This is a genomic window from Nocardia flavorosea NBRC 108225 (genome assembly GCF_001613385.1).
Taxonomy (GTDB): Bacteria; Actinomycetota; Actinomycetes; order Mycobacteriales; family Mycobacteriaceae; genus Nocardia; species Nocardia flavorosea.
In genome coordinates this window covers 1-14,009 of sequence record NZ_BDCG01000024.1, presented here as the reverse complement: position 1 = coordinate 14,009, position 14,009 = coordinate 1, and the positions used below count along the sequence as shown (strand labels likewise).

Annotated in this window: 13 protein-coding genes and 1 pseudogene; 7 read left to right on the top strand and 7 right to left on the bottom strand. The window is 65.0% G+C overall.

Features of this window, described 5'->3' with window-relative positions; translation table 11 throughout:
• Positions 1 to 353: 353 nt before the first annotated feature.
• Positions 354 to 1,247, bottom strand: coding sequence for an NADP-dependent oxidoreductase (locus tag NFL01S_RS30360; RefSeq protein WP_062979762.1), 894 nt, complete (start codon positions 1,245 to 1,247; stop codon positions 354 to 356).
• 70 nt (positions 1,248 to 1,317) lie between these two features.
• Here NFL01S_RS30360 and NFL01S_RS30355 point away from each other — a divergent pair, with 70 nt between their 5' ends.
• Positions 1,318 to 1,959, top strand: coding sequence for a TetR/AcrR family transcriptional regulator (locus NFL01S_RS30355; RefSeq protein WP_062979761.1), 642 nt, complete (start codon positions 1,318 to 1,320; stop codon positions 1,957 to 1,959).
• A 223-nt stretch (positions 1,960 to 2,182) separates the two neighbouring features.
• Here the strand turns inward: NFL01S_RS30355 and NFL01S_RS30350 are convergent, their stop codons facing one another.
• Positions 2,183 to 2,908 carry a DUF6882 domain-containing protein gene (locus tag NFL01S_RS30350; protein WP_062979760.1) on the bottom strand — a complete coding sequence of 242 codons (726 nt, stop codon included), beginning with the start codon at positions 2,906 to 2,908 and terminating at the stop codon, positions 2,183 to 2,185.
• A 177-nt stretch (positions 2,909 to 3,085) separates the two neighbouring features.
• Between NFL01S_RS30350 and NFL01S_RS30345 the strand changes: the two genes are divergently transcribed.
• The 4 genes from NFL01S_RS30345 to NFL01S_RS30330 are packed head-to-tail and all read left to right on the top strand — an operon-like array spanning position 3,086 to position 6,286.
• Complete coding sequence (locus NFL01S_RS30345; protein WP_157117125.1) at positions 3,086 to 3,907, top strand: SH3-like domain-containing protein; 822 nt, start codon at positions 3,086 to 3,088, stop codon at positions 3,905 to 3,907.
• Between the two features lie 39 nt (positions 3,908 to 3,946).
• Complete coding sequence (gene scnC, locus NFL01S_RS30340) at positions 3,947 to 4,660, top strand: thiocyanate hydrolase subunit gamma (protein WP_371851876.1); 714 nt, start codon at positions 3,947 to 3,949, stop codon at positions 4,658 to 4,660.
• A gap of 18 nt (positions 4,661 to 4,678) precedes the next feature.
• Entirely contained in the window at positions 4,679 to 5,056 is a 378-nt protein-coding gene (locus NFL01S_RS30335) for a hypothetical protein (RefSeq protein WP_062979757.1), read from the top strand.
• A gap of 48 nt (positions 5,057 to 5,104) precedes the next feature.
• A complete protein-coding gene (locus tag NFL01S_RS30330) occupies positions 5,105 to 6,286 on the top strand; it encodes a serine hydrolase domain-containing protein (RefSeq protein ID WP_157117123.1) in 1,182 nt (393 codons plus the stop codon).
• A 146-nt stretch (positions 6,287 to 6,432) separates the two neighbouring features.
• Here NFL01S_RS30330 and NFL01S_RS30325 read toward each other — a convergent pair whose 3' ends face one another.
• Positions 6,433 to 7,965: an AAA family ATPase gene (locus tag NFL01S_RS30325; RefSeq protein ID WP_062979755.1), complete on the bottom strand. Its 1,533-nt coding sequence runs from the start codon at positions 7,963 to 7,965 to the stop codon at positions 6,433 to 6,435.
• Positions 7,966 to 8,798: 833 nt separating this feature from the next.
• Between NFL01S_RS30325 and NFL01S_RS35845 the strand changes: the two genes are divergently transcribed.
• On the top strand, positions 8,799 to 9,500 hold the full coding sequence (locus NFL01S_RS35845) for a hypothetical protein (protein ID WP_157117121.1): 702 nt from the start codon (positions 8,799 to 8,801) through the stop codon (positions 9,498 to 9,500).
• Positions 9,501 to 9,583: 83 nt separating this feature from the next.
• Here the strand turns inward: NFL01S_RS35845 and NFL01S_RS36325 are convergent.
• Together NFL01S_RS36325 and NFL01S_RS30310 are read right to left on the bottom strand one after the other, a co-directional pair.
• Positions 9,584 to 9,703: pseudogene (locus tag NFL01S_RS36325) on the bottom strand (IS5/IS1182 family transposase); the annotation flags it as partial.
• A gap of 114 nt (positions 9,704 to 9,817) precedes the next feature.
• On the bottom strand, positions 9,818 to 10,690 hold the full coding sequence (locus NFL01S_RS30310) for an aldo/keto reductase family oxidoreductase (RefSeq protein ID WP_280508180.1): 873 nt from the start codon (positions 10,688 to 10,690) through the stop codon (positions 9,818 to 9,820).
• Positions 10,691 to 10,851: 161 nt separating this feature from the next.
• On the opposite strand from NFL01S_RS30310, the gene NFL01S_RS30305 reads away from it, so the two are divergent.
• A complete protein-coding gene (locus NFL01S_RS30305) occupies positions 10,852 to 11,733 on the top strand; it encodes a phosphotransferase enzyme family protein (RefSeq protein WP_062979851.1) in 882 nt (293 codons plus the stop codon).
• 117 nt (positions 11,734 to 11,850) lie between these two features.
• Here NFL01S_RS30305 and NFL01S_RS30300 read toward each other — a convergent pair whose 3' ends face one another.
• Together NFL01S_RS30300 and NFL01S_RS30295 are read right to left on the bottom strand one after the other, a co-directional pair.
• Positions 11,851 to 12,738, bottom strand: a complete 888-nt coding sequence (locus tag NFL01S_RS30300; RefSeq protein WP_062979751.1) for a DUF2268 domain-containing putative Zn-dependent protease — start codon at positions 12,736 to 12,738, stop codon at positions 11,851 to 11,853.
• Positions 12,739 to 12,782: 44 nt separating this feature from the next.
• Positions 12,783 to 13,901, bottom strand: coding sequence for a Fic family protein (locus NFL01S_RS30295; protein ID WP_062979750.1), 1,119 nt, complete (start codon positions 13,899 to 13,901; stop codon positions 12,783 to 12,785).
• Positions 13,902 to 14,009: the final 108 nt, after the last annotated feature.

The window sequence follows — 14,009 nt, the reverse complement described above, 5'->3', positions numbered from 1 at the left end:
GCGACACCCACCGCACCCGTCGGGCTCCCCGAAGCCGCGAGCGGGACTTCGGCGGAGCCCGGCTTCTCAGGGCAGATCGTCACCGGCTCCGTGCCGATAGGGCTCGGCTCAGCCGCGCAGGCCGGGGGCCGGGCCGGCGCCCGGCCGAGCAGGGCCGAGCCCGCACCGTGACCGTGGTGCGCCCGGTCGGATCCGCACGAGATCGGGCCACTCGTGTGAGCCATGACAAGGACGGAGCATCACTGCTTCTCGACCCGAGTTGTCCATTCGGTCGAGCGTATCGGCGGTTGCCATTTCCGCAACGAATATCTTCCGACAGGCGCACCATCGGCCCTGGGACCACGAGGGAGTATTCAGATGACTATGACCCGCCGCCCACGAGTGTGGCCGGCCCGGCTGTCGAGATGGGCCGATGCGGCGTCGGCGAGCGAGTAGGACTTCTCGATCGGGATGTGCAGCTTGCCCCGGGAGATGAGACCCGCGGCCTCCTCGAGCGCTTCGAACAAGTTCCCGGCCTCGCCGGAGAATCGGACCCCGAAGTCCGCCGCCCCGAATTCGGCGATGGAGATCACCTTCCGCGGATCCCCGGTCAGGTCGACGAGGTCGGGGAGCACGCCCGAGCCGGCCAGATCGAGAGCGGCGTCGAACGGGCCGTGCTGTCGCACCCGTTCGACCCAGCCCGAGCCGTAGGTCGTGGCGATTGCCCCCAGGCTGCGCAGGTAGTCCTGGTTCGCGGCCCCGGCCGTGCCGACCACCGTGATCCCGCGTTCGCGGGCGATCTGCAGGACCGCCGATCCGACTCCCCCGGACGCACCGCTGACCAGCAGCGTCTGCCCTGGCCGCACACCGACCTCCCGGAGAACGCGCAGCGCGGTCTCCACGACCGAGGGATACCCCGCCGCCTCTTCGAACGACAACCCTTCGGGCATTCGGGCCCACGCCGAAAGCACAGCGAATTCCGCATACGTGTCGGCACCTTCGCCGAACACGTGGTCGCCCACCTCGACTCCTTCGACACCCGGCCCGACCTCATCCACCACGCCCGCGGCGTCCAGCCCGACCCCCGCAGGCAGCTCGGCCGGACGGGTCTGCCGGAACTGGCCTTCCCGTATCCGCCAGTCGATGGGATTCACGCCTGCCGCGCGCACGGCGATGCGTATCCGTCCTGGACCCGCATGGGGCTCCTCGGCATCGACGAGTTTCAGGACGTCCGGACCGCCGTACTCGGCGAAGCTCACTTTCTTCATACCGCCGACACTAACACTAACGGTTAGTGTTTTGTAACCGTTGCAGTTTTGCTCTTGATAGTGTCAGGGGATGACCGAGCCGCCCGGGCGTCGCGAGCGCAAGAAGGCCGCGACCCGCCAGAAGATCGCCGACACCGCCCTACAGCTCTTCCGAGAACGCGGATACGACGAGGTAGGCATCCGCGATATCGCCGCCGAGGCCGACGTCGCCGTCACCACACTGTTCTCCCATTTCGCCTCGAAAGAGGCCCTGGTGTTCGACCAGGACCGGGACTTCGAGCAGCGCCTCACCCGAGCAGTCACCGACCGCGCCCCCCACGAACCGCTCATCCCGGCACTTCGCCACCAAATCCGCGCCCTCGTACGACATTGCACAGCCGACGGCACCGCCCCGTTCTGGCTCATGATCGACGAGTCACCCGCCCTGCGGAAGTACGAGAGCTCGATGCGGCTACGCCATGCGGAATCGCTGGCCACAGCCATCGCCGCCGACCCCGACCTGGCCCAAACCCCCACGGCCGCCCGCACAATCGCCAGGTTCGTAATCGACGCCTTCTCCCTGGCCCGCGAAGCCCCCGACCCCGACGCCGCGGTGGACGAGATATTCCGGATGATCGAGGCAGCCTGGGAGGTAACGCACCATCCGTCACCGGTGCAAGGAGCCACCACTGCGCGCGAAACAAAGGCCGACCGAGCCGGCTCGAATCGCTGATTCCCACTCCGCCCGGCCCGCACCGCGAAGCTCGATCGAATCGGTATCGACCGGACTATCGCCGCAGCTATCGCCGACAGAGTCAGACCGCACCTCTTGCTGAGCGCGGTTGTCGTTGTATGGCGATCAATCGGCGACCTGGCTCCGCTAGGTGTGTCGCAGTAGGCCCGACCTCAATACACCGGATCTCCGCCCGCTCCGGGCGCCGTACCGCCCACTCACGCTATCGAGACCCTGGCACCGTCAATTCGAGAGAAGCTGCGACACTGTGCTCGTCGAATCCGATCGTGCCTGCGAGGACCGGCGAGTCGACGATCAGCTGACTTTCGTCGGATGAGAACGCCGGATTCAGCCCCCGAAGCGACAGGTAGCTGTTGAGCGCGCGGCGCTGGTCGTACAGCGCCAGCCCGGACAGCCCCTCGGTCAGTGTCCGCATGATCCGCGCCCCCTCGGCCGGCGGGAGCTGGAAATCGGGATGCTCCACGAGGAATGCCGCACGGGTGCCGTCGTCACCGGCCGGGCCTTGATAACCCGTCCAGCGGCCGGTGACGGCCTTGGCCGCCTCGGTCAGCACAGCCGCGACCTGGTATGACTCGGGCTCGTCGAAGGGAAGGCTGTCAAAGGGAAGTTCCGGGGCGGACAGTTCGGCGATCTCGTGCTCGACTCCGAAATCACGAACGGATGCCGCGAGGGTGGCCACCGATTCCGGGAACCCGGACCGATTCGCCCACGACCACAACCACGACCCCGGGCCGGGCGCCGCGGTCCCAAGGAAATGGAAATCGGTGCATTCGATGCTGCCGTGTTCGGTGTCGAACGTGAAAACCCTGGTCTGCAGGTTCACCTGCCACGAATGCTCACCCAGCACATCGGCCAGATGCAACTGGTGTTCGAGGGAGAGGAAGGCGGCGTCGTCCAAGAGGTTCACGAAGGCAGGTGTAGGGCGCACCTCGAGGAGCCTAGTTGTTGCGGGGTCATGAGGCCGGTGACGCTGGGGAAGCGTGAGCTGAAAGGCATCGCCACCGCATCTCGACCGAGTCACAGATTTGATGGATTCGACACCGGGAATCCGGTCTTCTCCCTTTAAGGTTGATACCGGCCTACCCACTTCAGGGAGATGGTTGACATGGCAAATTCGGTCATGGACGACTACGTCGGTCAGTTACGCGTAGCGCTACATCAGGTCCGCGATTGGCCCTACCCCGACCAGATAGATCACGAACTCTTCCGCGCATTCATGAAAACCCCGCACGACGTGGGCGGCGAACCCGACGCACCAGCTGTCTTCGAGGACAAAGAGGAAGAGGTCTGGGAGCTCAATACGTTCGTCACCTGCGAAGTACTCGGCTGGCGAGGTATCTGGACCTCAGAGGAACGCCGGCGGATCGGGAACGTCGATATCGGGCGGACACAATATCTCGGGTTTCCGTATTACGGCCGCTGGGTGCTCGCCATGGCCCGCTGTCTCATCGACAAACGGCATATCACACTGCGTGAACTGCTCGAACGCACCCAGGAGGTCCGGGAGCGGTACGCAGGCCGGCCCGGTCCGCTGGAAGCCGCGCCCCGTAGCACCGGGGACGGTGCCGGCGTGGCCCGCAACGTCCATCACCGGGACGCGGTCGGTCTCGGCGACCCCCAATGCTTTGCCGGGCAAGCGGGCACTCCCCGGTTCGCGGTCGGTGACCAGGTGTCGGTGCGTGAACTTCCGACGATCTTCTATACCCGCACCCAGGAGTACCTGCGCGGAAAACCGGGCACCGTCGTCAAAGTGTCGTACGAAAGCCCGATACCGGAGGACGAGGCGTTCGACCGCGAGGATCGGCGGCCCGAATGGTTCTACATCGTGCGATTCGACATGAAAGAGCTGTGGGACCCGTATCGGGGATGCGCCGGCGACACTTTGCAAGCGGAAATATCGGAACCCTGGCTTCAGCCGATCCCGTAGACCCCGTGACACCTCCAGGAAAGGAACACGATGAGCGGGATGTCGAACGAAGAGGACGAAGACGCAACTCCTCGGCACGCGGCGCCGATGGTCGAGGAGGTCACCGATTTCGAGGTGCTCGAAATCGCGCTACGCGAGCTGGCGATCGAGAAGGGATTGTTCACCGCCGAAGATCACCGCCGGTACACGGAATACTTCGAGCAGTTGGGACCGGCGCCGGGCGCCCGGTTCGTCGCCAAGGCGTGGTCGGACCCCGATTTCAAGCAGCTCGCGCTCGAAGATGCCATCACCGCCTGCCACGAAGTCGGCATCGACTGGCTGAAGCCGACCGGGTTCGGGACGCCCAGCGATTTCACCGCGCTACACATCCTCGAGGACACCCCGACGCTGCATCACGTGATCTGTTGCAGCCTGTGCTCCTGCTACCCCCGCCCACTGCTCGGAAATTCACCCGAGTGGTATCGGACGCCGAACTACCGCCGCCGGCTCGTCCGCTGGCCGCGTCAGGTTCTCGCCGAATTCGGGCTCTATCTCACCGAGGATGTCCGTATCCGAGTCGAGGATTCCAATTCCAAGCACCGGTTCATGGTGTTACCGGTGCGGCCGGACGGTACGCAGGGCTGGAACGAGGAGCAGCTCACGCAGATCGTGACACGTGACTGCCTGATCGGGGTCGCGCTGCCCAAGCCCGGAAGAACCGCGGATGTGGATCGCCCGGTGCATGCCGCGGTCCACCCGGCACAGAACTACTGACCGACCGGAGGACAACAGATGCCAGTGGATCAGGATGTCACGCGGATCCGTGTTCGGCTGCTGGAGCAGATGATCACCCGGGGACAGGTGTGGTCACGGATGGCCGACAAGTACGGTGTCGAGAACCCTTCTCCACCTTGGAAATCGAGCCTCGACGGCGTATGCGATGCGCTCGATCGGGAAGGAACCGCACTTCCGCTGCTCGCTCGGCGTGACGAGGAGGATCGTCTCACCGGGGAGGTGTACCCGGCGCTCCCCTTCCCGGAGAATCAGCTGGTCGCGCTGGCACATTCGTTGATCGCCCGGAAGGTCATCGACGAAGCCGAGCTGGCCGCCCATATCGCGGAGGTCCGGGCCCGACTGGAAGCGGACGGCACCACCCGGCCCGGCCCCTGAACCGGACAATCGGCCATCCCTCTCCCGTCGTACTCCGGCGCCACACCGATGTCGTACTGCAGTCCGGTGCGCGCGCCGGAAGCAGTTTCCTACCGTCGATCCATGCGTATACAGGCTGCCGCCTTTTCGATCTGTACCGCCGCGGTGTTGCTCACCGCCTGCAGCACGGCCGGGGACCACTCCACTGCACCTCCCGTATCCGCCGCTCGTGTGAACAGTGTGCAAGCGGACCTCGACTCAGCGGTCGGTTCAGGTGCTGTCGGTGCCATTGCCACACTCACCGAAGGGGACTCGGAAAGCGTGTCGACCTCAGGAGTCGCCGACATCAACGCCCGAACACCGATCCCTACCGACCGTCCGCAGCATGTCCGGGTCGGAAGCGTCACCAAAACATTCACCGCCGCAATCGTGTTGCAACTGGTGGCGGAGCAGAAAGTCGATCTCGACCGCCCGATCGACACCTACCTGCCCGACCTGTTCACCGGCACCGGCGTGAACGGGCAGGCCATCACCGTCCGGCAGATCCTCGGCCACCGAAGCGGACTGCCCGAACTGACCGGTTCTCCTGGAGAGAGCGAATACAGTGCCGCCCACGATGGCCGCACTTTCACCCCGGATCAGGTGATTGCGCTCGCGTTGCGCAATCCCGCACAGTTCGCCCCCGGCGCACGGTTCGAATACACCAACACCAACTACCTCGTCGCCGGCCGGCTGATCGAGGTGGTGACGGGCCACAGCTACGGCGATGAGCTACGTGACCGCATCATCGCGCCGCTGAACCTATCCGGCACCTATCTGCCGGCTGCCGGTGAAACCGGTCTACGCGAACCACACCCCATCGGATACCGGACCCTCGATGGCGTAATCACCGACGTCACCCGTATCGAACCGTCGCTGCCGTGGAGCGCGGGCGGGCTCGTCAGCACCGGTGCTGATCTGAACCGCTTCTACACCGCGCTGTCGGCCGGGCGGGTAGTGCCGCAACCCCAATTGCAGCAGATGCTGGACGGTGTGGATATGGGCACCGGTGACGGCATGTTCTACGGTCTCGGCCTCGGATACACCCGGCTACCGTGCGGGGCGCAATTCATCGGGCACAACGGTGGGATCTTCGGCTTCTCCGTGATCAGCGGCGCCACCTCGGCCGGGCGGGCTGTCACCCTCTCATACACCGGGACACCGGGCGATATCGACAGCCGCAGCCGGCTCACCCACGCCCTGTGCAACTGATGCGCAGTAGCAAGCGTTGCGACGACTGCCGTGGTGGGTCCGCCGACGGTTGGACAAGACCGGATCGCCGGGCCAGGCCGGTCGCGGCTGTAACTTGCCGAGGGGGCCGCAGCCGCCACATTTCCCGGCCCGCCGGACGCCACCGGTCAGGCGCGCAGGAGGACGATGCTGCGGCCCGCGGGTGAAGTGACGTCGCTGAATTGTGTGCGCTCGGTGATCGGGGCGGCCTTCCGGCGCCGGTCGAAAACCACCAGGACTCCGGTGGGGAGCTCCAGCCGGTCGAGGTAACTGTCGAGTTGGACCAACCCCTGCGCGAGCGGATCTGTCTGGTCATCATCCCGCCAGACTTTGAGCTCGAGCGCTTCGCGTTGAACGGCAGGGCGGCCGGCACTGTCGGTGTAGGGCTGGCGTACGAGAAGGTCTATCCGGCCGCGGCCCACACCGTACTCGCGGTCCACGTAACCACCCCCGTTGACGATTCGATGCAGGAACGCCATCAACACCATTTGTGGTGCGACCTCGTGGTATTTCTGGTCACCGGAGAGTATTTCGCCGTGCAGTTTCCAGAACGAGGCGAACTCGGTGAGCAGCAGGGAGAAATCCAGGCGTCCATCGGAAAGCCGGAAGCCGGCCGGTGCCGCAGTGATCACGCGTTCTATGCCTGAGCCCAGAACTCGGACAATGACCTCTTTGTAGATCGGATTGGCAATCCGCACAGGACTGTCCGGGGCGATCAGCCCGAGATCGGCGACATAGCCGAATGCGTCGTTGAAAGTGGAGTCGACAGTGGGGTTCACGCCTGCGATGAGCGGTTCGATCACACGCTGCACCCGGGCTTCGCTGAGTTTGTCGGCCAGCGAATCCAGATGGGTGGCGCGAGTCACGATCAAACGCTCCTTGGCCCGATCGATATGGTCCTCGGTGATCGTCGACTCGATGCCCATCTCCTCGATGACCTCGGCGGCCAGCGCATTGACCAGCCACGGCTGGCCCTGGGTGTAGAAGTACGCCAAATCCAAGGCCCGGTCGCTGAATCCCTGCCCGGTTTCCGCAGTGTGCTGGGCGTAAAGCGCGGTCACCTCAGCACGCGTGAAGTCCTCGATCCGGATCGATCTGACCTTGATGTTGAACGGACTCGAACTCCCCAGCCGAGTGGGGTCCCCACCAGCTGCGGCCTTGTAGTCCCGCACATCGCGCAACCCGCACAACACCACCGAGTACACAAATCTCTCACGGTCACCGGTATAGCCGTCTCGCAGCTGCCGCAGGGTATTGATCAGGCCCGCACCCGTAAGGGAATCGATCTCGTCGAAGAACAGCACCAGGGGACGCGGGCATCGGGCTACCCACGCGGTCAGCGCCTCGGTCAGGGCGGTACCGGGTGTGACTTCCGGCCAGGGGTCCGGCGGCAGCAGTTCGGACTTATCGGTGGCCGCCCGGGCGGCGGCGCGGATCCGGTTCAGAATTACTTGCTCAACGGCGCCGATATCGTCTCCGAACGCACTGGCCGCTTCGCAGGAGAGCCGCACCGCGAAGTAGCCGCCTTCGGCGGTGAGGGTGCCCGCAAGATCGCTCAGGCTCGTGGTCTTACCGGTCTGCCGAGGCGCGTGCACTACGAAGTAGTCGCCGTTGTCGATGTACCGGCGCGCATCGGGCAGGCGCTCGAGCGCGGGCAGCATATAGTGCCGCTTCGGCGAACACGGCCCGGTGGTATTGAACCTCTTACGCACAATCCTCCCCAACCTCGCCTCGGACGGCCCGGCACCGCCACCATCCGTAGCCTACCTGCTGGTCACCGCTGCGAGTGCTCAGCTTCTACCGTGGTCAGACGTCCTATCGCGCAACCGGTTCAGGGAATCCGGCAGGCGGTTCACTTCCCACCCGAGAAGTGGCCTCACGAGGGCACCAAGGCCCCGGGCAGCTCGGATACGGGCACCGAACACTTGTCTTCGCGGCCCGCATCCTGCCGGGAGGCTACGATCTGCGGCACCTCTCCGCGTTCCACCTCGAAGTCTTCGGTGAGCCTCCCCTGGGCGGGAAATCCGCACGCTGCGCAACCTGGTCGATCAGCTGATCGAGTAGACCTGCGGGCACGCCGGATCGAGTCGGCGAACTACTCGAGGATTTGGTGCACCGTTGTCGACGGCGCGGATGCGCCCTCGGGGTCTGAGTGTCGCCGCTTCCCCGCATACGGACGGAGAGGCCGGCGAAGCAACTGCGGCACCGGCTGCGCAATATGTCCCATGACGGCCTGCCCCGGATTCGTCGACGCTACGGCGGTTGTCCGGGATCGTAGGTGGCTGACCGGCCGATTTCCACGAGGCCGCATCGGTACCGCGAATGTATTGCATAGCGATCCACAGGTGCCCCTCATCCGCTCCCCGGTCGAACACTCCCACTATCCCGGGGGCTCGAGCTGGGCAACGACATCGGCCTCGCGCTCGAACCGCCGAACCAATTCGGGTTCGGTGGATACTTCCCGGTTCAACAGTTTCAGTGCCACGCTGCGCGGATGTTCAGCCCAGCAGAATGGGCGGCCTTTACCGCTCTGCTCGCCATACCCGCCGGGCTGCTGCCTATGCTGTACGGCTTCCGGTTCGATGATGGATCGATCGGTACCGACTGCGTACGAGTCGAATTGGACCACGACCATAGGCCGGAGGAACCCAACCCGATCCACGTGAAGGCAGCCCACCTGCGAACCGTTCTCGGGGCCGGCATGTTCGGCTTCGGATTCGTCTTTCCGGTGTTTGCCGATCAGCTCGACTCCAGCGCGCAGAACCGCCATATTCCCCAGTCGGTTCGATCCGCGGCCGAGCGGTTACCCGCCGTCGAGGACCTGATCGCGGCCGTCATCATCGACGCAACCGGGCGGCAGTGGTGGGCAGTGGCCCCCCGACACGTCCCGAACCTGGGGCCGATCCTCCTACACCTGCCCGCGACCGCACCGGAGAACTGGCGGATTCCCGAAAGCCTCGATGCTTCCCTATGGACCGCTGCGCTCGCGCTCGACGACACAACCATGCAGCACTGCTGCGTCTGTGCACTATGCACCCAGATGCCAGTTCGGCCCGTTGAGTGCGCGACCGGAACGCCACGGCGGGTGCTCGAATGCCCACGCCGGACTCCGGACCGTGAAGCCGGCGCACCCGACCTCACCAGGCGTCGGCGCGTTCCTCTTCCAACCGGTTCCACGCGGAATCCAGCCAAGTAGTGAAATGCCTGGTGAACTCGGCGGGGGTTGCGCAACACGAACACCACCGCGGCGAACACCACCGCGGCGAACACCACCGCGGCGAACACCACCGCGGTGAACACCGCCCGCTCATCGACGGGAGCGGTCCCGCCGCCCTGCGGTCTGTGTGCGAACTCGGGGAGCAGCGGTTTCACGATGTCCCACAACGCATCCGGAACCAGCCGTTGAGCAAGCCCTCACCTCGTGCCGCACAACGAATTACCCTCACTCTGATGCACTTCCTCAGACGTTGATATAGCCATGTCCACAAGGCCTGGCGGCGCGAACACGGAAACCTACTCGGCGATCCCGTCCAGGGCAGCGAGGTCGGCGGCGGAGAGCACGATAGCCGCGCCGGCGAGGTTTTCGCGGAGGTGTGCGACCGACGAAGTGCCGGGAATCAGCAGGATATTCGGTGAGCGCTGCAACAGCCAGGCCAGTGCGACCGCCATCGGAGTCGTATTCAGGCGAGCAGCGACGGTGGAAAGAGCCGACGATTGCAGTGGGCTGAAGCCGCCGAGCGGGAAGAACGGTACGTACGCGATGTTCTCGCGTGCGAGACGATCGATCAGCCGGTCGTCGTGGCGGTGCGCCAGGTTGTACATGTTCTGCACACAGACGATCGGCGCGATCTGCTGTGCCTCGGCCACCTGCTCGGCGGTCGCGTTGCTCACGCCCAAGTGCCGGATCACCCCCTGCCGCTGGAGATCGGCCAGCGTCTCGAACGATTCGGCGATCGAACCTGCCACCGGCCCCGCGGCATCGCCGAGACGGAGATTCACCAGGTCCAGAACGTCGAGCCCGAGGGTTTCCAGGTTTTCCTCGATCTGGCGGCGCAGCTCGTCGGGTTGCCTGGCCGGCGGCCAGCCGCCCTGCTCGTCCCGGTTCGCGCCGACTTTCGTCACGATGTGCACACCGTCCGAGTACGGGTGCAGGGCTTCGCGGATCAGCTGGTTGGTGACGAAGGGACCGTATGCGGCGCTGGTGTCGATATGGGTGATCCCCAGATCGACCGCTTCCCGCAGGACCGCCAAGGCGCCATCACGGTCTGCCGGTGGGCCCATCACGCCGGAACCCGCCAGTTGCATCGCCCCGTACCCGAACCTCGTGACTGTGAGGTCCCCCGAGGTCCAGGTGCCGCCGGGCGGTGTTGTCGGTACGACAGTCACTCGTATCAACCTTTCGTTTGGTGTCCGGGGCATTTCCGCCCCTGGCACAGTGTCGGGCAACGGAGTCCCGGAAAGGAAGAAGGCACCTCGAGGTTCGTAACGCACACCGCGGAGGGCAAATCGGTTGCACCCCGGTGACCGGTATCGGTACTGGTGGCTTTGTGGTGTACACCGATATTGCGCTGACCGAGGACATTCTGGATGTCGTCGCCGCTGAGTGGGGCTACCGTGGAGTCGGCGAACGGCTGCACGGCGGCGAGGAATCCGCGGCCTACCGTCTCGGCGAGGTCGTCGTACGTATCGGCTCGCCCGAGCGCGATTCCGCCGAGATCGAATGGTGCAACGGCATCGCCGCGGCGGCGGCGGGTTCGGTCCCCGAGGTCCTCGCACCGCTGCCCCGCGCCGATGGTTCCACGGTCACCGTGGTGGCCGGTCACCCGATCACGGTATGGCCGCCGGCCCGCGGACAGTGGGCCGACGGCGAGGACCCCACCCAGTTCGCCGAGGCAGCCGGCCTCCTTGCCCGGCTACATCGCGCCCTCGCCACCTACCGGCCACCGCCCCGGCCGGCGCGATCGTTTCTCGAAATCGGGCTCGATGGCACACCGTCGGCGCACCTGCCCGATCCCGATCTCGACCGCTGGCTCGCCGAGTTCACTCGCAGCACCCGCCATCAACCCCTGCACGGCGACTACTACGCGGGTAATCTCCTGTGCCACAACGGACATATCACCACCGTGCTCGACTGGGACGAAGCCCTGATAGGTCCTCCCGAACTCGAACTGGCCTCGGCTGCATTGGAATTCACGGATGAAATCCGCGGTGACCTTATCCGCGTCCGCGCCTTCGTCGCCGCATATCACGCCGCGGGCGGTACGGCAGGTGAACTCGACGACTTCGCGGTCAGACAGCTCATACGGCATCGGCTACGCAGAGAGGCCGCCTACTTCGATATCGCGGTAGCGCGCGGAATCGAACACGACGAGGACGACCACGAATACCATCGCGAACGATTGGCAGCGTTTCACCGCTTCAAACCCTGATCGGAACCACCTTCGACAACCCGGCACCGAGACGAAAAGGGGCTGTCGTCCTCGGTCGGACCGCGAGCGCTGCCGCCGGTAGGACCGGTCACGACGGCCGGACTACGGCGAAGGCTGCTACGGATTCGCCGCGAGTGCGGTAGCGATGATTTCCGCACTGTCGGCATGCAGGGTCTGAGCTGCGGTTTTACCGGTTTCCGCCAAGTAGGCGTCAACCAAGCGGTTACCGGCGGAGTATCCCGCTCCCGTCGGCAATCCGACCGGGGTCACGCCCACATGCTCGGCGATGGCGTCGCCGAGTACCCAGGCCGGGAAATTCTCCATGCCAGTGGTGTCCAGTCCGGAAACGACTTTCGCGAACACTGCATCGTCGTGCAAAGTTGGCACACCGAGGCGGGCGTAGCCGAGATCATCACCGTAGAGTTCGCGAGCGAATGCGTCGGCCAGCCCCTCGCCCACCACATGCTCACCGACGGTGACCTTCGTCGGATCCCACACCACACCACCGGTGCTGTAGCGCAGGTTGTGGTGGAGTTCGTGCACCGCGGTGCACTCCAGACGTGCCAGGTTCTCCGGGTAGGGCCACAGTGTGATCGTGATGTAGCCGGAGATACCGCCGAAACCGGTGAGGCCGAGACTCGGAACCATGAAATTGGTATCGCCCGGGTCGCCGAGCACCAGTAGCACGGTGATGTCCGGGGCCTCGAAACCGGGTGTCGCGGCGAGCAGTACCGCCGCCGCGTCGTCGACCGCCCGCTGCATGCGCGTCCACGCATCGGCCGCCGCGAGCGTTTCGAGGGCGTCGAGGCAACGCTGCTCGTCGCGGTCGAGCGGGAACCCGGCCGACTGCCGATGGAACGCCACCAGGTCGACCTCTCCCGGGTAGTACCGGTACATCCCGGTCGTCGGTTCGAGCATCGTCCGCAGCAGGTCTTCGCGGTCGGCCGCCGGTGCTTGCAGGACTTTCTTCATTGCCGAGTAGGAATCGAGAACAGTGATCGTCACCGAGCCGACGGTAAACCCTGACGTAGCGTGAGGCGCAAACCTGCTCAGAACGCGGCCAAGGCATAGGAGGTGCTGCGGCCGCCCGAGTTCGAGCGTTCCAGAACGCCGAGGTCTACCAACTCGTTGATATCTCGCAGCGCGGTGTCCGGTGAGCATTTGGTGATGATCGCCCATTTCCGTGTGGTGAGTTTTCCATCGAACCCCTCCAGCAGCCGGTGCAACATCGCGATCTGGCGGTCGTTCATCCGGGCCGGTTGCCGCAGACGCCAGAAACGGGACTTCCGGAGGACCTTGTCGACGGTCTCGTCCGAATGCTGGATGGCCCGGCGCATCGTCTCGAGGAACCAGATGAGCCATTCCGTTACATCGAGAGCGCCTTTCTGGGTGCGTTCCAGGATTCGGTAGTACGTCGCGCGGTCACGCTGGATCTGCGCGGAAAGACTGTAGAAGCGCCGAGAACTGTGGTCGGCGCGGGCCAGCCACAGATCGCCGAGGGCGCGGGCTATACGTCCGTTTCCATCGTCGAACGGGTGCACAGTGACGAACCACAGATGCGCCAAGCCTGCTTTGACCAGCGCAGATTCGTTCGCGCCGGCGTTCACCCATTCCAGGAATTCCCGCATTTCGGTGTCCAGCCGCGCGGCGGGAGGCGCTTCGAAATGCACACGCTCTCGACCGTAACCGCCGGATACCACCTGCATCGGATCGGCGGTGTTGGTGCGCCAGGCGCCGATGGTGAGCCGGGTTCTGCCGGAGTATCCGGTCGGGAAGAGTGCTGCGTGCCAGCCGAACAGCCGCTCCGCGGTGACCGGATGATCGTGGTGCGCGGTGGCGTCGAGGATCATTTCGACGACACCGTCCACATGCCGGTCGGCGGGGGCGAGCGCCCCGATATCCACGCCGAGGTGCCTAGCGAGCGAGGACCGGACGGAGGCCACCTCCAGCAGTTCGCCCTCGATCTCACTGGTTTTTACGACATCCTGGGTGAGCACGGACAGGCTCGCCTCGTCCTTGACGCCTTCGGCGGTCTCGGCGAGGCGTCCCAGCAGGCGCCCCTGCTGGTGAGCGACCTCGGCAAGCGGCCCTACCAGTCGCCCAGCGTCGTACCCGAACGCAGGCCAATCGGCATGCTGCCAGATGTACCTGCGGTATCCGGGTGCCATGCGGCGATAATACCCCGTATTCACCGCATATTTTGCGGTGAATACGGGGTTGCATCGAATCCAACCCCCTCGAGTCGCAGCGACACTGTATGCAAAACGTAGGGTTTT

Excerpts from the sequence above, each read along its gene's own strand:
- scnC (WP_371851876.1), top strand. The coding sequence starts at position 3,947 with ATGTCGAACGAAGAGGACGAAGACGCAACTCCTCGGCACGCGGCGCCG.
- NFL01S_RS35845 (WP_157117121.1), top strand. The coding sequence starts at position 8,799 with ATGTTCAGCCCAGCAGAATGGGCGGCCTTTACCGCTCTGCTCGCCATA.
- NFL01S_RS30330 (WP_157117123.1), top strand. The coding sequence starts at position 5,105 with ATGTCGTACTGCAGTCCGGTGCGCGCGCCGGAAGCAGTTTCCTACCGT.
- NFL01S_RS30335 (WP_062979757.1), top strand. The coding sequence starts at position 4,679 with ATGCCAGTGGATCAGGATGTCACGCGGATCCGTGTTCGGCTGCTGGAG.
- NFL01S_RS30295 (WP_062979750.1), bottom strand. The coding sequence starts at position 13,901 with ATGGCACCCGGATACCGCAGGTACATCTGGCAGCATGCCGATTGGCCT.
- NFL01S_RS30355 (WP_062979761.1), top strand. The coding sequence starts at position 1,318 with ATGACCGAGCCGCCCGGGCGTCGCGAGCGCAAGAAGGCCGCGACCCGC.
- NFL01S_RS30360 (WP_062979762.1), bottom strand. The coding sequence starts at position 1,247 with ATGAAGAAAGTGAGCTTCGCCGAGTACGGCGGTCCGGACGTCCTGAAA.
- NFL01S_RS30345 (WP_157117125.1), top strand. The coding sequence starts at position 3,086 with ATGGCAAATTCGGTCATGGACGACTACGTCGGTCAGTTACGCGTAGCG.
- NFL01S_RS30325 (WP_062979755.1), bottom strand. The coding sequence starts at position 7,965 with ATGCTGCCCGCGCTCGAGCGCCTGCCCGATGCGCGCCGGTACATCGAC.